This is a genomic window from Streptomyces sp. NPDC126510 (assembly GCF_040302345.1).
Lineage (GTDB): Bacteria > Actinomycetota > Actinomycetes > Streptomycetales > Streptomycetaceae > Streptomyces.
Genome location: NZ_JBEORR010000006.1, coordinates 37,678 through 63,254, shown reverse-complemented (window position 1 = coordinate 63,254; position 25,577 = coordinate 37,678). Strand labels below are relative to the sequence as shown.

At 72.6% G+C, this 25,577-nt stretch carries 28 protein-coding genes and 2 tRNA genes; 15 read left to right on the top strand and 15 right to left on the bottom strand.

Annotated elements, in window-relative coordinates:
- Positions 1 to 17: 17 nt before the first annotated feature.
- A complete protein-coding gene (locus ABTX60_RS09690) occupies positions 18 to 374 on the top strand; it encodes an MmcQ/YjbR family DNA-binding protein (RefSeq protein WP_352096544.1) in 357 nt (118 codons plus the stop codon).
- A gap of 123 nt (positions 375 to 497) precedes the next feature.
- Positions 498 to 571: transfer RNA gene (locus ABTX60_RS09685), tRNA-Pro, on the top strand.
- Between the two features lie 148 nt (positions 572 to 719).
- Here ABTX60_RS09685 and ABTX60_RS09680 read toward each other — a convergent pair.
- The 6 genes from ABTX60_RS09680 to ABTX60_RS09655 all read right to left on the bottom strand — a co-directional run bounded on the left by ABTX60_RS09680 (position 720) and on the right by ABTX60_RS09655 (position 5,866).
- Complete coding sequence (locus tag ABTX60_RS09680; RefSeq protein WP_352096543.1) at positions 720 to 1,013, bottom strand: hypothetical protein; 294 nt, start codon at positions 1,011 to 1,013, stop codon at positions 720 to 722.
- Positions 1,014 to 1,061: 48 nt separating this feature from the next.
- Positions 1,062 to 1,598: an NUDIX hydrolase family protein gene (locus tag ABTX60_RS09675; protein ID WP_352096542.1), complete on the bottom strand. Its 537-nt coding sequence runs from the start codon at positions 1,596 to 1,598 to the stop codon at positions 1,062 to 1,064.
- 76 nt (positions 1,599 to 1,674) lie between these two features.
- Complete coding sequence (locus tag ABTX60_RS09670) at positions 1,675 to 2,814, bottom strand: amidohydrolase family protein (RefSeq protein ID WP_352096541.1); 1,140 nt, start codon at positions 2,812 to 2,814, stop codon at positions 1,675 to 1,677.
- A 1-nt stretch (position 2,815) separates the two neighbouring features.
- On the bottom strand, positions 2,816 to 4,219 hold the full coding sequence (locus ABTX60_RS09665; RefSeq protein WP_352096540.1) for a type I glutamate--ammonia ligase: 1,404 nt from the start codon (positions 4,217 to 4,219) through the stop codon (positions 2,816 to 2,818).
- Between the two features lie 46 nt (positions 4,220 to 4,265).
- Complete coding sequence (locus ABTX60_RS09660) at positions 4,266 to 5,078, bottom strand: SAM-dependent methyltransferase (RefSeq protein ID WP_352096539.1); 813 nt, start codon at positions 5,076 to 5,078, stop codon at positions 4,266 to 4,268.
- 215 nt (positions 5,079 to 5,293) lie between these two features.
- Complete coding sequence (locus ABTX60_RS09655; protein WP_352096538.1) at positions 5,294 to 5,866, bottom strand: hypothetical protein; 573 nt, start codon at positions 5,864 to 5,866, stop codon at positions 5,294 to 5,296.
- A gap of 136 nt (positions 5,867 to 6,002) precedes the next feature.
- Between ABTX60_RS09655 and ABTX60_RS09650 the strand changes: the two genes are divergently transcribed.
- Positions 6,003 to 6,203 (top strand): hypothetical protein, encoded by a 201-nt coding sequence (locus ABTX60_RS09650; RefSeq protein WP_352096537.1) that lies wholly within the window; start codon positions 6,003 to 6,005, stop codon positions 6,201 to 6,203.
- 117 nt (positions 6,204 to 6,320) lie between these two features.
- Here the strand turns inward: ABTX60_RS09650 and ABTX60_RS09645 are convergent, their stop codons facing one another.
- A complete protein-coding gene (locus tag ABTX60_RS09645) occupies positions 6,321 to 7,136 on the bottom strand; it encodes a hypothetical protein (protein WP_352096536.1) in 816 nt (271 codons plus the stop codon).
- Positions 7,137 to 7,337: 201 nt separating this feature from the next.
- On the opposite strand from ABTX60_RS09645, the gene ABTX60_RS09640 reads away from it, so the two are divergent.
- The 7 genes from ABTX60_RS09640 to ABTX60_RS09610 are packed head-to-tail and all read left to right on the top strand — an operon-like array spanning position 7,338 to position 14,447.
- Positions 7,338 to 8,015, top strand: a complete 678-nt coding sequence (locus ABTX60_RS09640; protein ID WP_352096535.1) for a helix-turn-helix domain-containing protein — start codon at positions 7,338 to 7,340, stop codon at positions 8,013 to 8,015.
- Between the two features lie 52 nt (positions 8,016 to 8,067).
- Positions 8,068 to 9,537, top strand: a complete 1,470-nt coding sequence (locus tag ABTX60_RS09635) for a M24 family metallopeptidase (RefSeq protein WP_352096534.1) — start codon at positions 8,068 to 8,070, stop codon at positions 9,535 to 9,537.
- On the top strand, positions 9,537 to 10,514 hold the full coding sequence (locus tag ABTX60_RS09630; protein ID WP_352096533.1) for a thiamine pyrophosphate-dependent dehydrogenase E1 component subunit alpha: 978 nt from the start codon (positions 9,537 to 9,539) through the stop codon (positions 10,512 to 10,514). The genes ABTX60_RS09635 and ABTX60_RS09630 overlap by 1 nt, the downstream gene beginning before the upstream one ends.
- A complete protein-coding gene (locus ABTX60_RS09625) occupies positions 10,502 to 11,482 on the top strand; it encodes an alpha-ketoacid dehydrogenase subunit beta (protein ID WP_352096532.1) in 981 nt (326 codons plus the stop codon). Before ABTX60_RS09630 ends, ABTX60_RS09625 begins: the two co-directional genes overlap by 13 nt.
- Positions 11,483 to 11,521: 39 nt before the next feature.
- Complete coding sequence (locus tag ABTX60_RS09620; RefSeq protein WP_352096531.1) at positions 11,522 to 12,883, top strand: amidohydrolase family protein; 1,362 nt, start codon at positions 11,522 to 11,524, stop codon at positions 12,881 to 12,883.
- A complete protein-coding gene (locus ABTX60_RS09615) occupies positions 12,880 to 13,761 on the top strand; it encodes a cupin domain-containing protein (protein ID WP_352096530.1) in 882 nt (293 codons plus the stop codon). Before ABTX60_RS09620 ends, ABTX60_RS09615 begins: the two co-directional genes overlap by 4 nt.
- Positions 13,758 to 14,447, top strand: a complete 690-nt coding sequence (locus ABTX60_RS09610; protein ID WP_352096529.1) for an SDR family oxidoreductase — start codon at positions 13,758 to 13,760, stop codon at positions 14,445 to 14,447. Before ABTX60_RS09615 ends, ABTX60_RS09610 begins: the two co-directional genes overlap by 4 nt.
- A gap of 46 nt (positions 14,448 to 14,493) precedes the next feature.
- Here the strand turns inward: ABTX60_RS09610 and ABTX60_RS09605 are convergent, their stop codons facing one another.
- From ABTX60_RS09605 to ABTX60_RS09590, 4 genes are read right to left on the bottom strand one after another with little or no spacing between them, the layout of a single operon-like run.
- Entirely contained in the window at positions 14,494 to 15,141 is a 648-nt protein-coding gene (locus ABTX60_RS09605; RefSeq protein ID WP_352096528.1) for an HhH-GDP family DNA glycosylase, read from the bottom strand.
- Positions 15,142 to 15,144: 3 nt separating this feature from the next.
- Positions 15,145 to 15,489 (bottom strand): DUF3140 domain-containing protein, encoded by a 345-nt coding sequence (locus ABTX60_RS09600; protein ID WP_352096527.1) that lies wholly within the window; start codon positions 15,487 to 15,489, stop codon positions 15,145 to 15,147.
- Positions 15,490 to 15,538: 49 nt separating this feature from the next.
- Positions 15,539 to 16,015, bottom strand: coding sequence for a Dps family protein (locus ABTX60_RS09595; protein ID WP_352096526.1), 477 nt, complete (start codon positions 16,013 to 16,015; stop codon positions 15,539 to 15,541).
- Entirely contained in the window at positions 16,012 to 16,269 is a 258-nt protein-coding gene (locus tag ABTX60_RS09590) for a WhiB family transcriptional regulator (RefSeq protein WP_352096525.1), read from the bottom strand. Before ABTX60_RS09590 ends, ABTX60_RS09595 begins: the two co-directional genes overlap by 4 nt.
- Positions 16,270 to 16,452: 183 nt before the next feature.
- Here ABTX60_RS09590 and ABTX60_RS09585 point away from each other — a divergent pair, with 183 nt between their 5' ends.
- Together ABTX60_RS09585 and ABTX60_RS09580 are read left to right on the top strand one after the other, a co-directional pair.
- A complete protein-coding gene (locus ABTX60_RS09585) occupies positions 16,453 to 17,640 on the top strand; it encodes a thiolase family protein (protein WP_352096524.1) in 1,188 nt (395 codons plus the stop codon).
- 74 nt (positions 17,641 to 17,714) lie between these two features.
- Entirely contained in the window at positions 17,715 to 18,488 is a 774-nt protein-coding gene (locus tag ABTX60_RS09580) for a sulfite exporter TauE/SafE family protein (protein WP_352096523.1), read from the top strand.
- 10 nt (positions 18,489 to 18,498) lie between these two features.
- Here the strand turns inward: ABTX60_RS09580 and ABTX60_RS09575 are convergent, their stop codons facing one another.
- On the bottom strand, positions 18,499 to 19,299 hold the full coding sequence (locus ABTX60_RS09575; protein WP_352096522.1) for an HAD-IIA family hydrolase: 801 nt from the start codon (positions 19,297 to 19,299) through the stop codon (positions 18,499 to 18,501).
- A gap of 368 nt (positions 19,300 to 19,667) precedes the next feature.
- Here ABTX60_RS09575 and ABTX60_RS09570 point away from each other — a divergent pair, with 368 nt between their 5' ends.
- Positions 19,668 to 20,408 (top strand): cobalt-precorrin-6A reductase, encoded by a 741-nt coding sequence (locus ABTX60_RS09570; protein ID WP_352096521.1) that lies wholly within the window; start codon positions 19,668 to 19,670, stop codon positions 20,406 to 20,408.
- Positions 20,409 to 20,457: 49 nt separating this feature from the next.
- On the opposite strand, the gene ABTX60_RS09565 is transcribed toward ABTX60_RS09570, so the two are convergent.
- The 3 genes from ABTX60_RS09565 to ABTX60_RS09555 form a co-directional block, all read right to left on the bottom strand.
- Positions 20,458 to 22,533 carry an MDR family MFS transporter gene (locus ABTX60_RS09565; RefSeq protein WP_352096520.1) on the bottom strand — a complete coding sequence of 692 codons (2,076 nt, stop codon included), beginning with the start codon at positions 22,531 to 22,533 and terminating at the stop codon, positions 20,458 to 20,460.
- 90 nt (positions 22,534 to 22,623) lie between these two features.
- On the bottom strand, positions 22,624 to 23,394 hold the full coding sequence (cobF, locus tag ABTX60_RS09560) for a precorrin-6A synthase (deacetylating) (protein WP_352096519.1): 771 nt from the start codon (positions 23,392 to 23,394) through the stop codon (positions 22,624 to 22,626).
- Between the two features lie 330 nt (positions 23,395 to 23,724).
- Positions 23,725 to 24,264 (bottom strand): DUF309 domain-containing protein, encoded by a 540-nt coding sequence (locus tag ABTX60_RS09555; RefSeq protein ID WP_352096518.1) that lies wholly within the window; start codon positions 24,262 to 24,264, stop codon positions 23,725 to 23,727.
- A gap of 98 nt (positions 24,265 to 24,362) precedes the next feature.
- Here ABTX60_RS09555 and ABTX60_RS09550 point away from each other — a divergent pair.
- A tRNA-Pro gene (locus ABTX60_RS09550) sits at positions 24,363 to 24,436 on the top strand.
- A gap of 146 nt (positions 24,437 to 24,582) precedes the next feature.
- Positions 24,583 to 25,566: an aldo/keto reductase gene (locus ABTX60_RS09545; protein WP_352096517.1), complete on the top strand. Its 984-nt coding sequence runs from the start codon at positions 24,583 to 24,585 to the stop codon at positions 25,564 to 25,566.
- The last annotated feature ends 11 nt before the right edge of the window (positions 25,567 to 25,577 follow it).

Below are 25,577 nucleotides of genomic sequence, written 5' to 3'. Positions count from 1 at the left end.
CCGATACGGTGCCTGCCATGCCGGATGCCGAAGACGTACGACGGATCGCCCTGTCCCTGCCGGGCACGACGGAGAAGATCGCCTGGAGCATGCCCACGTTTCGGGTCGCGGGGAAGATGTTCGCCACGGTGCCGGAGGACGAGACCTCCATCGCCGTGCGCTGCCCCAAGGAAGAACGGAACGAGCTGGTGCTCGCCGAGCCGGGGAAGTTCTGGATCGCCGACCACGAGTCCCAGTTCGCCTGGGTGCGGGCCCGGCTCGACGCCATCGAGGACGACGCCGAACTGCGCGACATCCTCGCCGACTCCTGGCGACAGGCGGCCCCGCCCCGGCTCCTGGAAGCCCATCCCCGGCTGGGTCTCCCCGCGGACTGAGGCTCCGGCCGTCACACCGCAGGGAAGCCCTCAGCTCTGGAAACGGGTGCGCGATCACCGGTACGAGTGCGGTATTGTTTCCCTGCGCGTTCGGCCGGGGGAATCCCCAGGTCAGACGGGCAACGGGACGTGGCGCAGCTTGGTAGCGCACTTGACTGGGGGTCAAGGGGTCGCAGGTTCAAATCCTGTCGTCCCGACGTGTGAAGCAGCAGGTCGGCGGCCGTATCGGAGTATTCCGATACGGCCGCTCGATCGTTTCAGGAACTGCGAGCTGCCTGCACGCTTGCGTGATCTCCCGCTCGGTCTCGGCGCGTTCGCCGACGGCCGCTCCGAGCAGCAGCGCGGTCAGCGGGCGGAACCGTTGAACGCCTGCGGGGTGAGCATGTCGGTGAACAGGTCATGACCGGCGAACGGCCCCGTTTGCTGCCCGGCCGCGACGATCGCGAAGATCGACACGGCGGGCAGCTCCACCTCACGGCTGATGGCCACCACGGCGTCCAGCAGCCCCTGCATCCGGTCCATCGCGTCCAGCAGGGCACGCAGCTGCTCGTCGATCCGGCTCAGCTCGCTGCGCAGGCGCACGTGCAGTTGGGGCAGGTGCGGCTGCCCCGGGAAGGGGTCCTGGTGCCCTGCCGCCATCACATGCGCCTCCCTGCCGGAGGTCGGTCACGTGTTAGAGCTTGGGCATCAGAGCCCGCAGCCCGCATGCGCCAGTGCCTGCTTCAGGAGTACGCCGTGCCCGCCCGGCATCTCGCTCTGCACTGCCTCCGAGACGGCGTCCTGCGGGCTGAACCACACCAGGTCGAGTGCGTCCTGCCGAGGCCGGCAGTCGCCCGTCACCGGCACGATGTAGGCCAGGGACACCGCGTGCTGGCGCGGGTCGTGGTACGGAGTGACGCCCTGCGTCGGGAAATACTCCGCGACCGTGAACGGCTGGAGCGACGCCGGGACGCGGGGCAGCGCGACCGGGCCGAGGTCCTTCTCCAGGTGGCGCAGGAGGGCGTCGCGGACGCGCTCGTGGTGCAGCACGCGGCCGGAGACCAGCGTCCGGCTGACCGTGCCGTCGGGCCCGATGCGCAGCAGCAGGCCGACACTGGTCACTTCGCCGCTGTCGTCGACGCGTACCGGGACGGCCTCGACGTACAGGATCGGCATGCGGGCACGTGTCATCTCCAGTTCGTCGGAGGACAGCCAGCCGGGCGTGGTTTCGGTCATGTCAGACATTGCTTGATCATACTTTCAGCCGTTCGGACTTCCTGGGTAGCCGCTTCAGGGGAACTGTGACCGGCTCCACGCCTGTTCAATCGTCCCGAGGCGGATCGTCCTGCAGCCGGTAGACCCGGAGGGCGTTGTCCCGCCCGGCCCACCGGGCGATCCGCAGCGCGTCGGGCAGGGCCAGCTCGTCGGCGTCCACCCGCTCCTGGAGCAGCCCCGCGAGCCCCTGCCGGAACGCGAGCGCGCCGAGGTGGTGGAACTCGGGCACACCGTAGGCGTCGGAGCTGTACAGCAGTTTGCGGAACGGGGTGATCTCCAGGGCCTCCGCGAGGACCGCACCGGCCCGGGCGGGGCCGACGTGGTGGAGGGTGAGGCCGACGTCGAGGTACACCCGCTCGAAGACCGCCGCCAGGTAGGCGGCCTGCCGCTGGTAGGGCCAGCAGTGCAGGAGGAGGACGGGGATCGTCCCGGCGGTGAGGTGCAGCCAGTCCGTGAGGTGGGCGGGGTCGACGCGGTGCAGGCGGATGTCGCTGTCGCCGAACCCGGTGTGCAGCTGGAGCGGCAGACCGAGGTCCACGGCGGTCCACAGCAGGTGCCGGACGAGGACCGGATGGCCGAGACGTCCGCCGCCGCGGAGCCAGGACCGGGCCGCTCCCGCGACCTCGGCATCCGACGGGCGGGCCGGGTCCAGGTCGAAGCCGGTGCGGTAGGCCGCCACCGACTTCACGGCCACCACGCCGGGCCGCCGCACGGCGTCCAGCGCGGCCGTGCGGAAGGCGTCCGCGTACGCCTCGGGTTCCACCCCCGCGGCCCCCACCGACTCCGCGACGCCCTCCAGGCGCACGACCTCGTACGACCTCCCGCCCGCGGCCTCGGCGATGTCCCGGGGCGTGGTGATGCGTTCGGGGGCGTAGCCGGTGTCGACGCAGAAGACGTCCGTGCCCGTCGCGCGCAGGAAGCGGCGCTGCACCTCGCGCCAGCCCAGTTCCGAGCGGCGGGCGAGGTACTCCCCGGGGGAAGCGTGCCGGGGCAGGTCGAGCAGGGGAGCGCAGTGCCGGCGCACGGCCACCCCCGCGGGGCTGTCGAAGGGCGAGATGCCGGGCCACGCCTCGCCCTCCGTGAGAAGCGACTCGAACGCGTCCCGGCCGAGGTCGGCCGTGACCGTGCCGTGGCAGTGGTGGTCGACCAGCCGTACGGAGTCGAGCGCCTCGCGGACCGCGGCCATGTCAGTACTTCCAGCGGTACGCCGCCGCCACCCGGTCGTCGTCCAGACCGGCCACGGACGCCAGTTCTCCGAGACGTACCGCGATCACCGCGTCGGCCAGGACCGGGCCGAGGGCCGCGCGCAGCACGTCGTCCCCGCGGAACTCCTCGACGGCCCGCTCCAGCGACACCGGCAGCCGCCGCACGCCCCGGCCCGCCGCCTCGGCCTCGCCCAGGTGGGCCGGGTCGCCGGTGGTCTCCTCGGGGAGGGCGGCGGACGAGGCCAGGCCGTCCAGCCCGGCGGCGATCAGGGAGCCGATCGCCAGGTAGGGGTTGGCGGCCAGGTCGACGGGCTTGATCTCCAGGTTGGCGGCCTGGTGGCGCAGACCCGCGGTGCCGGTGACGACGCGGAGCGCGGTCTCCCGGGTCTCACGTCCCCAGGCGGTGAACACCCCGGCCCACTGGGAGGGCCTGAGCCGCAGGTAGCTGGCGGGGCTCGGGGCGGTGACGGCCGTGAGGGCCGGCAGGTGGGCGAGAAGCCCGGCCGTGAACGACTCCGCCTCGGCCGTCATGCCGTACCGTCCCTGGCCGCCGGAGTGCAGGTTGGCCCCGTCGCGCCAGGCGGAGAGGTGCACGTGCCCGCCGTTGCCGACGCCCCGGCCCACGACGGCCGGGGCGAAGGACACCCTCAGCCCGTGCCGCCCCGCCACCGACCTGACGGTCTGCCGGACCAGCACGCTGCGGTCGGCCGCCGCCACCGGATCGAGGGCACCCACCGAGATCTCGAACTGCCCGGCCGCGTACTCGGGATGGAGCTGTTCGACCTCGATGCCCTGGGCCGCGCACGCCGCCAGCACGTCGGCGGTGTAGTCACCGAGCTCGACCTGCCGGGTCGCCCCGTACGCCGGTCCGGTCGTCGCGGGCACGAACCCGTCGTCGGGTGCGTCGCCCCGGGCCACCGTCCACTCGACCTCGATGGCCGCCTTGAAGGTGAGGCCGTGCCGCTCGGCCGCCTCGGCGACGATCCGGCGCAGGAGCGTACGCGTGCAGCCGGGATGCCGCTCGCCGTCCTGGGTGATCCGGTCCACCGGCGCCCAGGCCCAGCCGGGCTGCCCGGCCAGGACGACGAGCCGGTCCAGATCCGGGTACAGGCGCAGATCGCCGTCGGGGGAGCCCAGGACGTCGGTGGTGACGATGGAGTCGTTCGCCAGGAAGGTGTCGAACACCGGTGACATGCCGACGCCCCAGGCCGCCGCGGAGGAGAGCCGGGCCGTCGGGACGGTCTTCACCCGGGCGATGCCCGCGGTGTCGACGTACGCCAGCACCACACCGTGCACACCCCGGCCGGCGAGCTCGCCGCTCAGCGCGGTGGCCCGCTCGACGTCGCCGGGACGGCCGCCGGGCACGGGATCGGCCAGGGTGGTCATGCGTCCTCCCGCGGTTCTCCGGACGTGTGCGACGGGGGCGGCGCCGTCAGGGCTTCACGGCCACCGCACCGTACTGCGGTACCAGTACGGCCGATCCGGGCTCGGCGCGCCACTCCCCGCACGACACCATGCCCGGTTCGAGCACCTGGAGGCCCTCGAAGAACGCGGCGATGTCCGCGCCGCCGCGGGCCGTGATCGGGGGAGTGGCGTTCTCGTTCCAGAACTTCATGGCGGGGATCTGGCCCGCGCCGCCCAGTTCGTCGTCGAAGGTCGGGTGGGTGAGGACCAGGAAGCTGCCGGAGGGCACCGCGGCCATCACCCTGCGCACGATGTCCCGGGCCTTGTCGACGTCCAGTACGAAGTTGAGGATGCCCAGCATCATCACCGCGACGGGCTCGGTGAAGTCGAGGGTGTGCCTGGCCCGTTCGACGATGGCGTCCGGGTCGTGCACATCGGCGTCGATGTAGGCGGTGACGCCGTCGTGGGTGCCGGTGAGCAGGGTGCGGGCGTGCACCAGGACGATCGGGTCGTTGTCGACGTAGACGATGCGCGAGTCCGGCGCGAGCCGCTGGGCGATCTCGTGGGTGTTGTCCGCCGTCGGCAGTCCCGTGCCGATGTCGAGGAACTGCCGCACTCCCCGCTCACCGGCGAGGAACGACACGGCCCGGCCGAGGAAGTCGCGGTCCGCCCGGGCGATGTCCCGGATGATCGGGAACATGCCGGCGACGTGCTCGCCGACCCGCTGGTCGACCTCGTAGTTGTCCTTGCCGCCGATCCAGTAGTTCCACACGCGCGCGTTGTGCGCCACACCGGTGTTCAGCCTCGCCGACCCTCCCGAAGGGGTGTGGACATCACTCACGACTCGTCCTCTCCTCGCACGCACGACCCAAGCCGGTCATCGCCGTCATTGTGCCGTTCCGATGATCAGCTGTCCCGGGATTCGGCGGAGCGGGAACGGCGGTCGGCGCCGGAGAGGGGCTTCTCGGCGTGTCGAACGGCCTGAGGGGTGTCTCCGTCCGCCAAGCACGACGACATCGGCGGGACGGCCGCGGGGGCATGGGGGGCTGGGGTTCTTCAGTCGGCGGCCGTACCGGGTATGTGCTTCGCGACATGGTTGACCGGTCCGATGAGAAGCCAGAGTATGCACGCACCGGCGAGTGCACTTGTCCAGGGGGCGCGCAGACCGGACAGCCACGGCACGGCAAGCAGGAACGGCACCGCGTACACCAGCATCACCGCGCTCACCAGCGCAAGCACCAGCCCGGCCAGCGGGACGCACAACAACACCAGGTGCGCCGGCCGCAGTCTGTCCCACAGCCAGCCGGGCTCCCCCTGGTCGTCGGGCGCCAGCCCGGCCACGACCTGCGGCTTGCCACCCTTGTCGGCGATCAAGCCGCGTCTCAGCCAGCAGGCCGCGCGCCACACCACCATCACCCACAGCACCCCGCAGCCCAGCGCCGCACCGCCAAGGGCCAACGCCTGCTCCTGCCCCGTCCGGTCGGGCCGCCACCACAACAGCGCCCCGGCCATCAGCCCCAGCAGCACCGCGGCGGCCGCAAGGAGCCGGGCGGCCGCGATGACCCACACCCCCGTCCGCCGCGCACGACCCCTGTCTGCGTGCAGCCCGTTCACCCGGTAGAGGCTCACCAGTTCGCCCCGCTCCCGCCGACGCCGCCCGCGCGGCCCAGACTATGGCTCCAACCTGCCGGTCCGTCGTACAGGCCCGATGCGCCGATCGGGCGTACCGCCCGTGCCCTGGACCCGCAGGGCTCGTTTGCAGCGCATGAAGAAGATCATTTCGGCCGCCGCGCTCACCGCCGCCGCCCTCACTCTGGTCACCCCGGCCGCCCACGCCGCGCCCATCTCCACCCAGCAAAAGCCGGTGGGCTCGGCCATGCGCGCCGACGGCCCCGTCGGACCCGGCCTCAGCGATCTCGTGGCGATCGCGGGAGGCATCCTGAGGACGTACGGAATCACGCGCTGATATCCCGGGAGCCGTCCGAGCAGGTCGCCTGGCTCCGTCGACGCCCCGCTGCCGGCATGTGGCACCGGGGCGTCGTGTCGCGTGTTGCTGTATCAGGTCTTGGCCGGCGCAGAGCCCCTACGTGGGGCTCGCGGCGGGCGACTTCCCGGCCAGGACGTCCTCCAGCCGCTGGGTGCCCTGTCGCGCCGCCTGCTTCATGGAGTCGTCCTCGCCCCCGTCGAGCCCGCCCGCCGTGACGGTGATCGCGTCGTCGCCGACCCGTACGGCGGCGACGTCCAGCGTCAGCGTGGTGTCGTCGCCGCCGGCCGAGCCCCGCACAGTCACGCGCAGGCCCTGCCGGGCGTCACCCACCTTGGGCACCGAGGTCTCGATGACCTGGACGGTGCGCTTGTCCGTGCCGTCGGTCACGGTGAACTGGTCGCACTCGTCCGGCAGCGTCGCCATCCAGTTCAGGGAGTCCTGCGGATCGGTCCGGTCGTAGGAGGCGACCTGGTACAGCAGGCGGGAGTCGCCCTGCTCGAAGCCGCGCAGTTCGGACGCGCCCGACGGCCGGCCCAGCAGATCGTCGTCGTACAGGGAGTCGAGGAGCCGCTGGCAGTCGGACGCCTGGGCCTTGCCGGACACGAAGTCGGACACGTCGACCGTGCCGATGAGCAGGCTGTCGCGCCAGTTCTCGGCCTCCGTGTCCTTGACCTGCGTCCAGTCGTCCTCGATGTCCGCCTCGGTGATCAGCGCGGTGCGCGCGCCGTCCGTGGAGAGGGTGGCGGTGGGGGAGGGGGTCTGCCGCATCTCGGCGACCTGGGACGCGGTGACGCCGGAGACCCGTGAGCCGTCCGTGCCGCCGTCGTCCGAGCAGGCGGCGGTGGAGAGCAGCGTGCCCGCCGCCAGCGAGGAGGAGAGAACACGGACGAGCCTGGACGGACGACGGGTCATCGGCAGTGCCTCCTGAGAACGTGACGCGTGCCCCCAGCGCACCACCGGCACCGGCGGCCCACCACCGGCGTCGGACCGTTCGGGTGAGCGCCGCCGGGGGGCGCTCGGGGTTCACCTGCCGGGCCCTGGCGTCACGGCTCACACGCGCTGTTCAATGTAGCTGCACAGTGTGCACCGTCTTCCCGAGCAGAGGAGCCGCCTGTGTCCCCCGCCGTCGTGCCGCCCGTCGGAGCGCGCATCCGGCAGGCGCGCCTGGATCGCGGGACGAGCCTGCGCGCGCTGGCCCGGGAGATCGGTGTGTCGGCGAGCCTCGTGTCGCAGATCGAGACCGGCAAGAGCCAGCCGTCCGTCAGCACGCTGTACGCGATCACCGAGGCGCTCGGAATCTCCGTGGAGTCGCTCTTCGACGCCCGGGAGAGTCCACGGAAGATGGTCCGGCAGAGCGTCCGGGAGGGCGCCGGGGCGGTTCCGCCCGCCGTGCCCCCCGCCACCGTGCCACTCGCCCTCGCGGCCTTCGCCGCCGAGCCGGGGCGGCGGATCGGGCCGCTGGTCGCCGCGGGCGGTCGCGAGACGCTGGAGCTGGACTCGGGGGTGGTGTGGGAGCGGCTCGGGCGGGTCCCGGGCGCGCAGACCGACTTCCTGCTGGTGACGTACCGGCCCGGCGGCTCGTCCTCCGGCTCGGGAGCGCTGATGCGGCACCCCGGCACCGAGTACGGCTATCTGACCTCCGGCGAGCTGATCCTCACCCTCGCCTTCGAGCAGTACACGTTGCGGCCGGGCGATTCCGTCTGCTTCGAGTCGACGACCCCCCACCGTTACCGCAACGATGGAGAGGTACCGGCGGTGGGCGTCTGGTTCGTTTCCGGCGATGTTCAGTGACGCTTGACACCCATCGCACACGGGCGTTCACTCCGAAGTGGGGGTGGTCGCCATGGCGATCCGCACATACGGCCCCAACGCCGTCGACTGGGAAGAGCGCATCGACCTGGACCGGCTGCGGGGACAGCGGCTGGCCCGGCTGCGCGAATCCCTGAACCGCTCCGAGCTCGGCGCGGTGCTCAGCTTCGACTTCGCCAACATCAGGTACATGACGGCCACCCACATCGGCACCTGGGCGATGGACAAACTGATCCGCTTCGCCCTGCTGGTGCGCGACGGCGAACCGGTCGTCTGGGACTTCGGCTCCGCCGCCCGCCACCATCAGCTCTACAACCCCTGGCTGGACTACAGCGACGGCGAGGGCGGACCGCCCACCGGCGCCCGGGCCGGCATCTCCACCCTGCGCGGCGCCTTCCACCCGGACGCCGGGATCGCCGAGGACGTGGCGGCCAAGATCGCCGCCGAGCTGCGCGGCCACGGGCTCGCGGGCGAGCCCCTGGGCGTCGATGTCGCCGAGATGCCGGTCCTCGCCGCGCTGCGCGCCGAGGGCATCGACGTCGTCGACGGGCAGCAGGTGTTCCTGGAGGCCCGCCGTATCAAGACCGGCGACGAGATCGCCCTGCTCACCCAGGCCTGCGCCATGGTCGACGCGGCCTACGAGGAGCTGTACGGGTACCTGCGCCCGGGGGTGCGCGAGAACGAGTGCGTCGGCGTGGTCAGCAAGGTGCTGTACGACCTGGGCAGCGAGTACGTCGAAGGGGTCAACGCCATCTCGGGCGAACGCTGTTCACCGCATCCGCACGTCTACAGCGACCGTCTGGTCCGCCCCGGCGACCCCGCCTTCTTCGACATCCTGCACAGCCACCTCGGCTACCGCACCTGCTACTACCGCACGTTCGCCGTGGGCAGCGCGTCGCGGGCGCAGCGGGACGCGTACGTGCGCTGCCGGGCGTACATGGACGAGGCGATCGCCCTGGTCCGGCCGGGCGCCACCACCGCCGACATCGTGCGGCTCTGGCCGCGCGCCGAGGAGTTCGGCTTCGCCGACGAGACCGCCGCCTTCGCCCTCCAGTACGGCCACGGCGTCGGCCTGTCGATCTGGGAGAAGCCGATCTTCAGCCGTCTGGTCTCCCTCGACCACCCCGAAGTCCTCGAAGAGGGCATGGTGTTCGCCCTGGAGACGTACTGGCCGGCCGCCGACGGCTGGTCCGCCGCCCGGATCGAGGAGGAACTGGTCGTCACCGCTCGGGGCTGCGAGGTCATCACCAAGTTCCCCGCCGAGGAACTACTGGTGGCCGGGCGCAAGTACTGGACGGTGGGCGGCGAACTGAACACCCGGCGCGAGGCGCAGTCCCACCTCAACACGGGGGACCGCGAGCGGGCGGACACCGGGGAGCGCGCACACGCGGACACCGGGCAGGGCTCGCGCGCGGACACCGGGCACCGCTCACGTGCGGACACCGGGGAGCGCTCACCCGCGCACACCGCGGACCGTCGGCGGACGAGCCACGGGGACCGCTGATGGACGCCACCGCGCTCCTCGACCGGTACGAGCGGATGAACGTCATCCGCCGGACGGAGAAGGCCGCCCACGACCTGTTCCTGCAGGGGCTGGTGAAGGGCACCACCCACCTCGCCGCCGGGCAGGAGGCGATCGCCGTGGGCGCGAGCGCCGCCCTGCGCCCGGACGACTATGTGTTCGCCACCTATAGGGGCCACCACCACGCCCTCGCCCGGGGCGCCACCCCCGAGGAGTGCCTCGCCGAGCTGATGAGCCGGGCGACCGGGCTGTGCCGGGCCAAGGGCGGTTCCATGCACCTGACGAAGGCGGCCACCGGCATGCTCGGCTCGTACGCCATCGTCGGCGCCCATCTGCCGATGGCGGTGGGTGCCGCCTGGTCGGCCCGGCTGCGGGGTACCGAGCAGCTCGCGGTCGCCTTCTTCGGTGACGGCGCGACCAACATCGGTGCCTTCCACGAGTCGCTCAACCTGGCCGCCGTCTGGAAACTGCCGGTGCTGTTCGTGTGCGAGAACAACCTCTACATGGAGTACACGCCGATCGCCGACGTCACGGCCGTGCCCCGCCCCGCCGCGGACCGGGCCCCCGCCCACGGCATCCCGGGCGAGGTCGTCGACGGCAACGACGTCGTGGCGGTCGAGGAGGCGGTGGTGCGGCTCGCACTGCGGGCCCGGGCCGGAGACGGGCCCGCCGTGCTGGAGGCCGAGACCTACCGCCACTTCGGGCACAGTCGCGCCGACCCGGCTGCCTATCGCCCGGCCGAGGAGGTCGAACGCTGGCTCAAGCACGACCCGTTGGACCTCGCGCGGGGGCGCCTGGCCGAGCTCGGGGTGGGCGCGGAGACGGTCGCCGGGGTCGACGGGCGGGCCCGGGCCGTGGTGGAGCGGGCCGTGGAGGCGGCGAAGGCCGCGCCTCCGCCCGATCCTCGTGAGGCACTGACCGACGTGTGGGCGGACGGAGGTGCCGCATGGCGGACGTGATCACCTACCGGGACGCGGTCGCCGAGGGCATCGCCCGCGAGATGCGGCGGGACGCGTCGGTGGTGTGCCTCGGGGAGGACATCGGCGCCGCCGGAGGGGTGTTCAAGACGACCACGGGGCTGCTGGAGGAGTTCGGGCCTGAGCGCGTGTGGGACACGCCCATCTCCGAACAGGCCATCGTGGGCGCGGCGATGGGCGCCGCCATGACCGGGATGCGGCCCGTCGTGGAGATCATGTTCTCCGACTTCCTGGCCTGCTGCTGGGACTACCTCGCCAACGAGATCCCCAAGGTCCGCTACATGACCGGCGGCCAGGTGACCGTGCCCCTCGTCGTGCGCACCGCCAACGGCGGCGGACTCGGCTTCGGCGCGCAGCACTCCCAGGCCACCGAGAACTGGACCCTGACCGTCCCCGGGCTCAAGGTCGCGGCGCCGGCGACACCCGCCGACGTCATCGGCATGCTGGCAGCGGCGATCCGCAGCGACGACCCGGTGGTCTTCTTCGAGCACAAGGGGCTGCTCGCGACCAAGGGCCCACCGCCCCTGCCCGATCACGTCGTCGAGCTGGGCCGGGCGGCGGTCGTCCGCGAGGGCGGTGACATCACGCTCGTCGCGCTCGCCGCCATGGTCCCCTTGGCCCTGAAGGCCGCCGACGTCCTGGCCGGGGAGGGCATCGAGGCCGAAGTGGTCGACCTGCGCTGCCTCGTCCCGCTGGACGCCGCGACCGTCCTCGCCTCGCTGCGCAAGACCTCCCGGCTCGTCACCGTCGAGGAGAACCCGTACCAGGGCGGCTGGGGCGCCACCGTCGTCTCGGTCGTCGCCGACGAGGGATTCGGCCTGCTGGACGCGCCGGTGCGGCGGGTGGCGGGGGAGTGCGTCCCGCTGCCGTTCGCGGACGCGCTGGAGGAGCAGGTCATCCCCACCGTCGACAAGATCGTCACGGAGGTGCGCCGGCTCGCCGCGTACTGAGCCGCACACCCGCACCGAACACCCTTGGGAGGAAGCGCGATGACCACCAGGACACTGCTGCGCTCCGGTCACGTGATCTCGATGGACCCGGGCATCGGGGACCTGCCCCAGGGGGACGTCCTCGTCGAGGACGGCAGGATCGCGGCCGTCGAACCCGAGATCAGCGCCGACGCCGACGTCCTCGACATGAGCGGCCACATCGTGATCCCCGGCTTCGTCGATACCCACCGCCACACCTGGGAGGCCCCCATCCGGGGCGTCGCCCCCGACGCCACCCTCGACGACTACTTCGTCGACATCCTCGACACCTTCGCCCCCCTGTACACCCCGGAGGACGTGTACGCCGGCAATCTCGCGGGCGCGCTGGAGTGCCTCAACGCCGGCATCACCACCCTCGTCGACTGGTCGCACATCAACAACACCCCCGAGCACCCGGACGCGGCGATCCAGGGCCTGAGGGAATCCGGCATCCGGGCGCAGTACGCGTACGGCAGTGCCAACACCTCCCTCGCCGAGTACTGGTTCGAGAGCAGGGTCGCCATCCCCGCGGACGACGTACGGCGGATCCGGTCGACGCACTTCGCGTCCGACGACGGTCTGCTGACCATGGGCCTCGCCACCCGCGGCCCCGGTTTCTGCCTCGACGAGGTCGTCACCGCCGAGTGGGCCATGGCGCGCGAGCTGGGCCTGCCGATCACCGTGCACGTGGCCATGGGGCGCCTCGCCGGCCGCTTCGGCATGGTGAAGCAGCTCCACGCCCTGGGGCTGCTCGGCCCGGACACCACCTACGTCCACAGCTGCCACCTCAGCGGGGAGGAGTGGCAGATGGTCGCCGACAGCGGCGGCATGATCTCGGTCGCGCCGCAGGTGGAGCTCCAGATGGGGCACGGCTGGCCGCCCGTGATGCAGGCCGTCGAGTACGGTCTGCGGCCCGCGCTCAGCATCGACGTCGTCACCACCGTGCCCGGCGACATGTTCACCCAGATCCGCGCGGCCTTCGCGGCCGAACGCGCCCGCGTCAACGCCGACTGCTGGCAGGCCAACATGCCCGTGCCCAGCACCATGCTGACAGTGCGTCAGATGCTGGAGATCGCCACCGTCAACGGCGCCCGCGTCGCCGGCCTCGAGGACCGCACCGGCTCCCTGACCCCCGGCAAGCGCGCCGACATCGTCGCGATCGACGCCACCGCTCCCAACGTCGCCCCGGTGCACGACGCGGTGGCCGCGGTGACGCTGTGCGCCGACGTCTCCAACGTGGACACCGTCCTCGTCGGCGGCGTGATCCACAAGCGCGACGGCCGGCTCCTCGGCGACTTCGCCCGCGCCCTGCGGCTCGTCGACGAGTCCCGCGACCGGCTCCTCGCGGCGAAGGCGGCCAAGGCGGCGAAGGCTCCGGCATGACGAATCACCTGGTGCGCCACGCCGCCGACCCGCCCGAACCGCCCTTCGACGGCCACGGGCACCGGCGTCGGGCACTGGTCGGCGAGGACGACGGCAGCGTCCACACCGGTTTCGGGCTGTGCGAACTGCGCCCCGACGGCCGGGTGCCGGCTCATGTGCACTCCTACGAGGAGAGCTTCCACCTCCTCGACGGGGCCGTGATCCTCGACCTGCCCGAGGGTTCGTACCTGCTGGAGAAGGGCGACTACGGCCTGCTGCCGACCGGCGTCCCGCACGCCTGGCGCGGGGCCGGGGGCACCGGCGGGCGCTGGGCGGACATGCTGGCCCCGGTGCCGCGCGCCCGCTACGGGCACGACACCCAGGCCGTGCCGGACCTGCCCGCGCGCGATCCGGTCCGGGTGGACGTGCGCGACCCGCGCACCCGCCGCTTCGGCCGGTTCGAGCCCGGCCTGATGGATCCCGGCAGGCAGTCCCAGGACCTGCTGGCCGTCACGGCGAGCATGCGGACCGCGCTGCTGGTCTACAGCGGGATCACGGTGAAGATGATGATCGACGGCGATCTGGGCGCGGTCGCCTCCACCATGTTCATGGTGCAGTACGCGTCCGACGGGGTCATCGGCACCCACGACCACCCCTTCGAGGAGACCTATCTGATCCTGGAGGGCGTCGCGGAGGCCACCCTCGACGGCGAACGGCACCGGCTGCAGCCCGGCGATGTGGCCTGGGCGGGCGCCGGATGCGTGCACGGGTTCGTCAACGCCGGGCACGGCTCGCTGCGCTGGCTGGAGACACAGGCGCCGCAACCGCCGTCACGGCACTCGTACCGGTTCACGCGGGACTGGGACTACCTGCGCGCGGCACTGGAGGAGAAGTCATGAGCAGTGTGCTCGTCGTCGGCGGCACGTCCGGGATCGGGCTCGAGTTCGCCCGGTCGCGCGCCGGAAACGGAGACGACGTGGTTCTCACCGGCCGCGACACCCAGCGGGCCGAAGCGGTCGCCAAGGAGGTCGGCGCCCGCGGACTCGCCCTCGACCTGGCGCGGCCACTGGAGATCGCGGCGGCCCTGGCCGGTATGGGGCGCGTCGACCATCTGGTGATCGCGGGCGTCTCCCGGGACGACAACAAGGTGACCGACTACGACATCGACGCCGCCCTGCGCCTGGTCACGCTCAAACTCGTCGGGTACACGGAGGTCGTGCACACGCTGCGCGGCCGCCTGCACGACGACAGCGCCATCGTGCTGTTCGGCGGCCAGGCCAAGGAACGCCCCTACCCGGGCGCGACGACGGTGGCGACGGTCAACGCGGGCGTGCGGGGCCTGATGAACTCCCTCGCCGTCGAGCTCGCTCCCGTCCGGGTCAACGCCGTGCATCCCGGTGTCGTGGGCGACAGCCCCTACTGGCAGGCCAAACCGGAGAAAGTGCTCGCCGCCCTGCGCACCGAAACACCCACGGGGCGGCTCGCCGCGATGGCGGACGTGGTGGACGCGGTGGACTTCCTGCTGCGCAACCGGTCGGTCAACGCCGTCGAACTGACGGTGGACGGGGGCTGGTTGCTCGGGTGAGCCGGCGGCCTGGCCGGAAGGAGCGCGGCTGCTCCGAGGTGGCCGGTCAGCCGGCGCGGCGCAGTGTGTCCTGCGCCACCTCCTTGTCCATCGCCGCCCGCACCAGCGCGGCGGCGAGGACGGCCGGGTCGGTGTCCCCGGCCAGTTCGGTGATGCGCTCCGGATCCCCGGGCAGGTTCAGCCGCTCGGCGCCCTGGAGGGCCTTGGCGTCCAGGTAGGGGGCCGCCTCCGGCCAGACTCCCTGTGCCTCGCGCAGAAAGATGTCGGCACCCGCAGGCCCGATTCCGGGGAACTCCTGGAGGAGGCGGCGTAGTTCGGGGACCTCGCCGTCCGCCTCCCGGCGCAGCCGCCGCAGGTCGCCGCCCCACCGTTCGGACAGCAGCTCGGCGGCGTCGCCGAGCTGGGTGGACGTACGCTCGTCGTAGCGCCGGTAACCGCCCCGGCCCAGCGCGTCGACCCGTTCCCGCCAGGAGGCCCGCGCCATACGCCGCGGATCGCGCAGCCCCGCCTCGTGCAGCGCACGGGCGGTGGCCAGCGCGATCGAACCGCGGATGCGGGCACTGAGCAGCTGGGACAGCACCAGCAGCCGGTACAGCGGCTGGGGCGTGTCCTTCAGCGCGATGCCCGCCTCCTCGGCGTACGTCCGGCCGTGCACGTCGACGAGTTCCCGCACGACGCGCGCGGGGCGGTCCACGGTCTACCCCTTCAGCGGATCGTGCCCGACGGTCATCAGCCGGTGCCGGCGACGAGTGTCCTCGGCCGTCACCTCGGGCTCGGGCTCGTTCTCGAGGTCCACCTCGTCGGTGACCTTGTCCACGACCTTCCGCATCACGTGCAGGTCGTCCTCGGTCAGATCGGTGCGCCGCTTCTGGAGGATGGCCAGGACGTGCTGCCCGGTGGCCGGGCCCGCCTGGTCCGGCAGCGGCTCGGTGGCCTCGTCGGCGTCGCGGACCCGCAGCCATGCCGCGAGTTCCTGCGAGGTCATGTTCACCACGCGGTGGAAGTCCTCCCACAGCGCGTCGAGTTCGAGGGCGTCGGTCATCGCCTGCCCCTTTCCGTACGTGGGTGTTCTGCGCCGGTCCGCCCGCGGGTCAGCGGGGGAAGTTCTCGGCGTCGAACATCCACCGCTGCTTCTCCAGCTCCGCGGTGATGCTGATCAGCAGGTCCTGGGTGACCGGGTCCGCCTTCTCGGTCGCGTCGATGCGCTCGCGCAGCCGGGCGACCGCGTCCTGCAGCGCCTCAACCATCACCCGCACGGCGTCCGAGTCGCGTACCCAGCCCTCCTGCGGGGCGGGCAGGGTGAAGTCCTTGGCGACGGTCTCCGGCCGGCCGTCCGGCGGGACGCCGAGCGCCGCGGACCGCTCCGCGACCGTGTCGGCGAAGTCCCGGGTCGCCGTGACCACCTCGTCGAGCTGGAGGTGGATGGAGCGGAACCGCGGTCCGACGATGTTCCAGTGCGCCTGCTTCCCGACCAGCGAGAGCCCGAGCAGATCCACCAAGGTGTCCTGGAGTGCCTCGCAGGCGACCTTCCGGGCGTCGTCGGGCAGGGTGCTCCTCACAGTCGTCATAGGGCGCTTCTCCTTCTCGCGTCGTTCCTGGTCGTCCGGAGCAGTGCGTCGCGCTCGTCCTCGCCGGTGCCGCCCCACACGCCCGCGGCCTGGCCGCTGCTCAGCGCGAAGTGCAGGCACTGGTCGGTCACGGGGCAGCGCGCACAGACCCGCTTCGCGGCGCTCACGTCGCGCAGGGCGGGGCCGGCGGTGCCGACGGGAAAGAACAGCTCGGGGTCCTCGCCCACGCAGGCGGCGCTGCGCAACCACTCCATGAACGCGCGGGTGCCCCGGACGCTCTGGGGCAAACTCGGCCCGTGAGCATCACCTGACCTGCGATACGACTGCGGGACACCGTGGGAGGCGCAGAATCTTCACAGGGGGTGGACCGAGGGTCTATAGTCCGAAACTAGCAGTGCTAATTAATGCGCGTTGATGCGCGGCGTGAGGAGCCTTTCGTGCGTCCCGTCCATTTCGCGGCCGCCCGCCGCACCCCCATCGGCAAGCTGCGGGGATCCCTCTCCTCCATCCGCCCCGACGACCTCGCCGCGACCGTGGTCCGCGCCCTGGTCACCGGCGTGCCCGCGCTGGACCCGGCCCGGATCGACGACGTCTACTGGGGCGCCGCCAACCAGGCGGGCGAGGACAACCGCAACGTCGCCCGCATGGCCGCGCTCCTCGCCGGCCTCCCCGACTCCGTGCCCGGCGCCACCGTCAACCGGCTCTGCGCGTCGGGTCTGGAAGCCGTGACCACGGCCGCCCGCACCATCGCCGCCGGCGAGGCCGACGTCGTGATCGCGGGCGGCTCCGAGTCGATGAGCCGCGCCCCCTTCGTCCTGCCCCGCCCCGACGAGGCCCTGCCGCACCGCATCGAGACCGTCGACACCCGCCTCGGCTGGCGCCTGGTCAACCCGGCCATGCGCGAGCTGCACGGCCTGCTGGCCATGGGCGAGACGGCCGAGGAGGTCGCCGCGCGGTACGGCATCCCGCGCGAGCGCCAGGACGACTTCGCCCTGCGCAGCCACCAGCGCGCCGCCCTGGCCCGCAAGAACGGCCACTTCGACGACGAACTCCTGCCCGTGGAGCGCCCCGACGGGGTCGTCGTCGACACCGACGAGTGCGTCCGCGAGGACACCTCGTACGAGAAGCTGTCCCGGCTCAAGCCGGTCTTCCGCGACGGCGGCACGGTCACCGCGGGCAACGCCTCACCGATGAACGACGGCGCCGCCGGCCTCCTCCTCGTCAGCGAGGACGCCCTGAACGATCTGGGCCTTACGTCCCTGGGCCGCTACGTCGCCGGCGCCTCCGCCGGTGTCCACCCCGACGTCATGGGCATCGGCCCCGTCCCCGCCACCCGCAAGGCGCTGGCCCGTACCGGCTGGAGCGTCGGCGACCTGGAGGAGGCCGAGTTCAACGAGGCCTTCGCCGCCCAGGCCCTGGCCTGCGTGGACCAGCTCGGCATCGACCCGGAGCTGGTCAACCCGAGCGGCGGCGCCATCGCGCTGGGTCACCCCCTGGGCTGCTCCGGAGCCCGCATCCTGACGACGCTGCTGCACCGGATGCGGCGTACGGGGGCGGGACGGGGCCTCGCCACGATGTGCGTCGGGGTGGGCCAGGGCAGCGCGGTCCTCGTCGAGCGGCCTTAGCACTCCGGGCGGCGCCCACCAGGCGAGACAGCGCTTACGAGCACCGGTTCGTTGCACATAGCATCAGTGTTCGCATGAACACCATGACGCTCTGGCACATCACCGGCTGGGAGTTCGCCGCCCTCGCCTTCGCGGCCCTGCTCGTCGGCTTCTCGAAGACCGCCGTGAGCGGGGCCAACACGGTCAGCCTCGCCGTCTTCGCGGCGGTGCTGCCCGCCCGCGCCTCCACCGGCGTGCTGCTGCCCATCCTGATCGCCGGCGACCTCCTGGCCGTCGCCACCTACCGGCGGCACGCCCACTGGCCCACGCTGTGGCGGCTGTTCCCGGCGGTCGCCGCGGGCGTCGTCGTCGGCACGGTGTTCCTCCTCTGGGCCGACGACGCGATCGTGCGGACCTCGATCGGCGCGATCCTGCTGCTGATGGCGGCGGTCACGGTCTGGCGCCGGCGCACGGCAGACAGGGAGGAGGAACCGGAGTCGGTCACCACCCGCTCGGGCCGGCTCAAGGCCCGCTCCTACGGTGTCCTCGGCGGCTTCACCACCATGGTCGCCAACGCGGGCGGGCCCGTGATGTCGATGTACCTGCTCTCCGCGGGCTTCCGCAAGCTCGGCTTCCTCGGCACCTCGGCCTTCTTCTTCCTGATCGTCAACGTCTCCAAGCTGCCCTTCAGCGCGGGCCTCGGCCTGATCGACGGCCGCTCGCTCCTCCTCGACCTGGCGCTCGTGGCGTTCGTCGTGCCCGGGGCGCTGCTCGGCAAGTGGGCCGTGCACCGGATCAACCAGCGGCTGTTCGAGCAGCTCGTCATCGCGGCGACGATCGTGGGCGGTCTCCAGCTGTTGCTGCGCTGACTCCCGCACGCTACTGCCGCGCCGACTCCCGCAACAGCGCCGGAAGGTCCGCGAAGGAGCCGATCACGTGGTCGGGCCTGCCGTCGGCGGCCCGCAGCGTCTCCTCCTGGAACTTCCCGGTCCGTACGAGCACCCCGGTGACCCCGGCCCGCTGCGCCGCCAACACGTCGGACTCGACGTCGTCTCCGACCATCACCGCCTCGTCGGCGCCGACGCCCAGCCGCGCGAGCGCCGCATCGAAGAACGCCCGCGCCGGCTTGCCGGTGATCTCGGCCTCCACCCGTGCCGCCCCCTCCAGCCCGGCCAGGAACGCCCCGGAGTCCAGCCGCAGCCCCTCGGCCGTACGCCAGTACAGGTTGCGGTGCATCGCGACCAGCCGGGCCCCGCGCTGCAGATGCCCGAAGGCCCGGTCCAGCGCCGCATAGCCGAACTCGGGACCAGCGCCGCCGACCAGCACGACATCCGGCACGCTGCCGGTGTCGCCCGCCTCGACGACGGTGACACCGTCCAGGTCCTCCGCGATGTCGCCGCTGTTCAGCAGCGCGCACCGGGCGCCCGGGCAGTGCTCGGCCAGGTACGCGGCGGTCGCGGCGGGCGCCGTGAGGATGTCCTCGGCGGAAACCGGGAAGCCCGCCTCCGCCAGCGCCTGGGCGATCGACGCCCGGGTACGGGAGGTGGTGTTGGTGACCAGCAGGACGCCGAGCCCGGCCTCCCGGATCTCCCGCAACGCCTCGACGGCCCCGGGCAACGGCCGCCACGAGACGGTGAGCACCCCGTCGATGTCGATGAGCACGGCACGCACGGACTCCATGCCAGGACGATAGCGACCGGGGGCCGACCCCGCCGGTCGACACCTGCCCCGCTTCCGGGCGGCTGGCCGGGCTCGCCGCTCGGCCGCCGTCCTGCGCCGGTGCCTGTCTCGCGCCGTCGCCCGCTGCGCGGCCGCCGTCCTCCGCCAGTGCCCGTCCCGCGCCGTCCCGCCGACGTCGCCCGCCGGTGTCCGTCTCGCGCCGTCGCCCGCCGGTGCCGCCGCCGTGCCCCGCCGTCGCCCGCCGGGGCCCGTCCCCCGCCGTCGCCCGCCGCCGTCGCCCGCCGTTCCCCGTCCCGCGCCGTCCCGCCGGCGTCCCACGCCAGTACCCGTCCCGCGCCCGCCGCACCGGACCTCGTACGCTCGACGCCGTGTCCCCTCACGTCCTGATCCTCGGCGGCACGACCGAGGCCCGTGCCCTGGCCGCGGCGCTGTCCACCCGCCCCGGCGTCCGCGTCACGACCTCCCTCGCGGGCCGCGTCGCCGCGCCGGGCGCGCTCGACGGGGAGGTGCGCGTCGGGGGCTTCGGCGGGGCCCGGGGACTGGCCGGCTGGCTGCGGGACGAGAGCGTGGACGCGCTCGTCGACGCCACACACCCCTTCGCCGAGTCGATCACCGCCAACGCCGCCCGCGCCGCCACCGAGACCGGCGTCACCGCCGTGGTGCTCCGCCGCCCCGGATGGCGGTCCGGCCCCGGGGACCACTGGCACCCGGTCCCCTCACTGGACGCCGCCGCGGACCTGCTCCCGCGCCTCGGCCGCCGGGTGTTCCTGACCACCGGGCGCCTCGGCCTGGCCTCCTTCGCCCACCTGACGCGACTCCAGTTCGTCGTGCGGTCGGTGGATCCCCCCGAGCCGCCGATGCCCCCCGACACCCATGTGCTCCTCGCCCGGGGCCCGTTCACCGTGCCCGGCGAGACAGCCCTGCTGCGCGAGCACCGCATCGACGTCCTGGTGACCAAGGACAGCGGGGGAGCGGCCACGGCGGCCAAACTGACGGCGGCCCGGGACTTCGGGCTGCCGGTCGTGGTCGTAAGGCGGCCGCCGCTGCCGGACGGTGTGACGGCCGTATCCGACGTGGACGGCGTGCTGCGACGGCTGGGGCTCGGCTAGAGCTGGCACAGTGAACCGGCCGTCGGGCTTCGGCCGGATTCCGCGGCCCTCACACCGAGCCGGCCGTGAGGGACTTCTCCGCACTGCGCGGCAGCCCGTGGCTCAGATCCTCCACCAGCAGCCGTTTCGCGATCGCGTCGACCGCCACGCGCAGGTCGCTGTCCGAGGGGCGGCCGATGTCCCGCCCCAGCCGGTCCTCCAGCCAGTCGGCCCAGGCCCGCGTGAGGACCGCCGCCTCGCGGGCGCCCGCCTCGGTGTGGGACAGCAGGGAACCGGCGCGGGTCAGGAACCCTTCCTCGACCATCCGCTCGAAGACCGGCAGCAGCACCTCCGGAGGCAGCCGGCGCCGCGCGGCGATCAGCCCGAGGCTCGCGTGTCCGACCATGCGGGTGAACAGCTCGACCTGCATCACCGCCCACGCCCCGGCCACGTCGAGCCGGGTGTCGGACTCCAGGACGATCCGCCGCGCGGTGTCCAGATCGGTACGGCCGATGATCTTGCCGACGGCGGCCTCCAGCACCCGCCGGGAATCCGCGCCGCTCGGCGAGCCGAACCCCTCGCCCATGTCGGTCGAGCCCGTCCGCGCGGTGTCGCGCAGCCGGACCTGCTTGAGGAACAGGGCGACCAGGAAGCCCAGCGCGGCGACCGGCACCGTCCACAGGAACACGGTCTGGAGCGTGTCGGCGTAGGCGTCGACGATGGGTGCGGCCGCGGCCGACGGCAGCTCGTGCACGCCTTCCGGACTGGTCGCCGCACGGCTGAGCGTGGCCGGGTCCAGCTCACCGGTCCGCGCCGCCTGCGCCACCCCGTCGCGGAGGTTGGGCGCCAGCGCGTTGGTGTAGATCGTGCCGAACACGGCCGTGCCGAACGAGCTGCCGAGCGTACGGAAGAAGGTCACGCCGGAGGTCGCGGTGCCCAGGTCGGCGTAGTCGACGGTGTTCTGCACCGCGATCGTCAGCACCTGCATGCACAGGCCGATGCCACTGCCCAGCACGAACATGTACAGGGACTCCAGCCACGAGCCGGTGTCCGGCCCCATGAGGGACATCAGGAACAGGCCGACGCCCATCACCAGCGCGCCGACGATCGGGAAGATCCGGTACCGCCCTGTCCTGCTGACCACGGTGCCGCTGAAGACCGACGCGATGAGCAGCCCCGCCACCATCGGCAGCGTCCGCACACCGGAGATCGTGGCCGAGTCGCCGTCGACGTACTGGAGATACGTCGGCAGGTACGTCATCGCGCCGAGCATCGCGAAGCCGACGATGAAGCTCAGCACCGAGCAGACCGTGAACACCGGGTTGGCGAACAGCCGCATGGGCAGCATCGGTTCGCGCGCCCGCGTCTCCACCCGGCAGAACAGGCCGAGCGCGACCACACCGCCCACGAACAGCCCGATGATCACCCACGAGTCCCACGCGTACTCGTTGCCGCCCCAACTCGTCGCCAGGATCAGGGCGCTGGCGCCCACCGCCACGAGCGCGATGCCCAGGTAGTCGATGACCGGCCGGGAGAGAGACTTCACCACCGGAATGGTCCTGGCCGCCGCCATCACGACCACGATCGCGATCGGCACATTCACGTAGAACGCCCAGCGCCACGTCAGATGGTCGGTGAACAGCCCGCCCAGCAGCGGCCCGATGACGGTCGCCACCCCGAACACCGCGCCGATCGCGCCCTGGTACTTGCCCCGCTCGCGCAGCGGGATCACATCGGCGATCAGCGCCATCGAGGTGACCATCAGCCCGCCCGCGCCGATGCCCTGCATCGCCCGCCAGGCGATCAGCAGCGACATGTTCGTCGCCAGCCCGCACAGGAACGAGCCCGTGATGAACACGACCGCCGAGACCTGGAAGACCACCTTGCGGCCGAACAGGTCTCCGAACTTGCCGACCAGCACGGTCGCGACGGTCTCCGCGAGGAGGTACGACGTGACCACCCACGACATGTGGTCCGCCCCGCCCAGGTCCGACACGATGGTCGGCAGCGCGGTGCCGACGATGGTCTGGTCGAGGGCCGCGAGCAGCATCCCGAGCATGATCGTCACGAAGACGACGTTGCGGCGACGGGCGTCCAGCACCGGCGGCTGGGAGGCGGGCAGGGCGGTTTCCTCCACGACGGTCACCTCGTCACCTTCACACCTGTGGGCTACGTGCGCATGCCAGAACGTCCGCACGGGTGCCCGGTGATGGGCCCCTCAGTCCCGCCGGTCCCGTCAGTCGCGGGAATGCCGGCGCAGCAGATACGTGTCCATGATCCAGCCCTTGCGCTCACGGGCCTCGGCCCGCAACCGCTCGATGCGCGGGGCGGCCTCGGCGATCGGGCCGGAGACGAGGATCTCGTCCGGGGTGCCGATGTAGGCGCCCCAGTAGATGTCGACGTCCTCCCGCGCGTACTGCCGGAAGGTCTGGTGGGCGTCGAGCATGACCACCACGTCGTCCACGCCCTCCGGGAAGCCCTCCGCCAGTCGCCGGCCGGTGGTGATCTGCACCGGGCGGGCGACGCGGTTGAGGCCCGTGCGGTGGCGGGCGACGAGCGCGGAGACGCTGCTGATGCCGGGCACGACGTCGTACTCGAACGTCACGGCGCCTCGCTCCAGCACCTCCTCCAGGATCCCCAGCGTGCTGTCGTACAGCGACGGGTCGCCCCACACCAGGAACGCGCCGGTCTGCTCCTCGCCGAGCTCCTCGGCGATCAGCCGCTCGTAGATGTCGGCGCGGGCGGTGCGCCAGTCCCCGACGGCGGGGGAGTAGGCCGCGCCGCCGGCGCTCCGGTCCCGCTCCGGGTCACGCGCCTCGACGACGCGGTACGTCCCCTCGGGCACGTGCGCGTCGAGCATGTCCCGGCGGAGCCCGGTGAGGTCCGCCTTCACCTCGCCCTTCTCCAGGATGAAGAACACATCCGTGCTCCGTAGCGCCCTGACCGCCTGGAGGGTGAGCTGGTCGGGGTCGCCCGCGCCGATACCGATGACATGAATCTTTCGCACGCCCCGAGTCTGCCGCACCGGTTCGACGGCCCTTGCACCGCGGTCACCCTGCCGGCGGCCAGGGCCGGGGGACAGCGCGGCGGCGCCCGGGAGAAAGGGGGCAGGGCGCCGTCGCCCGGGCCCGGGAGCGCGTCGTCCCTGAGCCCGGGGAGAGCGCCTCGTCACTCGAGCCACGGGACAGTGCCTCGTTGCCTCGTTGCCTCGTTGCCTCGTTCCCCCGGGCCCGGGACAGCCTCGTTCCCCCGGGCCCGGGACAGCCTCGTTCCCCCGGGCCCGGGACAGCCTCGTGCCCGTCACCGCGGTCCGGGTTCAGCCCTCCCGGCGGGCGGGTCAGCTCGCGGGCGCCCCACCCCGCAGCCGGGGCGCCCGCGCCCCCGCGTCCACCGCCCGGCCGTTCCGCTCGACCTCCCCGGCCAGCTCCCGCGCCCACGCGGCGACGCCGGCGACGTCGATCCCGTGCGGCAGGGTCTGCCCAGCCTCGGACGCCCAGGCCTCGGAGGCTCCCGCCCCGCGACGCAGAAGCCGGGCCCCGCCGGTCAGATTCCCCCGGGCGGCGTGCGTGAGCCCCACGGCGAGCTGGGCGAGCGCGCGCCACAGCTCGCGCTCCTGCTCGGGCCCCGACTTCCACGCGTCCTCGAAGACCTCGTGCGCGTGGAACGGCTTGCCCTCGTCCAGCAGCCGCTGCGCTTCCGCGACGGTCTCCTCGGGGGTGCGGACGACGCCCTCGGGCTGCCGGGGCACACCGTCCGCGCCGTACGGCAGGGGCCGTCCGAGTCCGTCCCGGGGCCGGGCGTTGCGCGCCCGCCCCTCACCGTCGCGGTCCCGTGTGTCGCCCGGCCGGCCCGAGCCGGTCTCTCCTGTGCTGCCCATAGGCCGATTGTCCCGCCCGGCCCGTTTTCGGCGCGGCCAGGGGTGTGGGGTAAGGTGCTGTTCGCGCGATCACGCGGCTCACCGCGGGTGGCGCGCACCGGGACGTGGCGCAGCTTGGTAGCGCACTTGACTGGGGGTCAAGGGGTCGCAGGTTCAAATCCTGTCGTCCCGACGGTGCGAAGGGTCCCGCAGGCCGATGCCTGCGGGACCTTTTTGTCGTGCACATCCGTGGTGCGTACGCCCTTGACCTCAAGAGCACTCCAAGCTGAAGACTCCCCTGCGTGCCCGAGACCCGGAGCACCGGAGGGAGCGACACCCATGAGGTACCGCGCGATCGGCACGAACCCCACGACCCGCCGCGAGGTGAGTGTCCTCGCGCTCGGCGCGATGCTGTTCGGCTCGGTGACGGACGAGGCGACGTCCTTCGCCCTGCTCGACCGCTACGTCGAAGCCGGCGGGAACTTCATCGACACGTCCGACAACTACGCCTTCTGGGTCGACGGAGGCCAGGGCGGCCAGAGCGAGGAACTCCTCGGCCGCTGGCGGCGCAGCCGTGGCGTAGGCGACGAGATCGTCATCGCGACCAAGCTCGGCGCCCGCCCCCTGGCCCCCGGCACCGGATACGTCGACAACCCCGAGGGCCTGTCCGCGAAGGTGATCCGCGAGTCCGCCGACCGCAGCCGCGAGCGGCTCGGCATCGCCACCATCGATCTGCTGTACGCGCACATCGAGGACCACACCGTCGAGCCACAGGAAACCGTCGAGGGCTTCGCCGCCCTCGTCGCCGAGGGCACCGTCGGACTGCTCGGCGCGAGCAACCACGCCGTGTGGCGCGTGGAACGGGCCCGGGCCCTCGCCGCCGCCGCCGGACTTCCCGGCTACGAGGTCCTCCAGTACGCCCACACCCACCTGCGCCCCCGCGCCGACGTCCCAGGCGGCCTCTTTCCGGACGGCAGCCTCGGTTACGCCGGCCCTGACCTGATCGGCTACCTGAGGGCCGAGCCCGGCCTGGCCCTGGTCGCGTACTCGCCGCTGCTCAGGGGCGCCTACGCCCGCCCCGAACGCATGCCCGCCGAGTTCGACCACCCCGGCACCCCCGCCCGGCTCGCGGTGCTGCGGGACGTGGCCCGGGAGACGGGTGCGACCGTCAACCAGGTCGTGCTGGCCTGGCAGATCGGTGGCGACCTGCCCGTCGTGCCGCTGGCCGGGGTCTCCTCGGTCGCCCAGCTCGAGGAGAACCTGGCCGCGGTGGACCTGGAGCTGACCCCGGAGCAGCGCGCCCGGCTGGACGCGGCGCACTGACACCGTGGGAC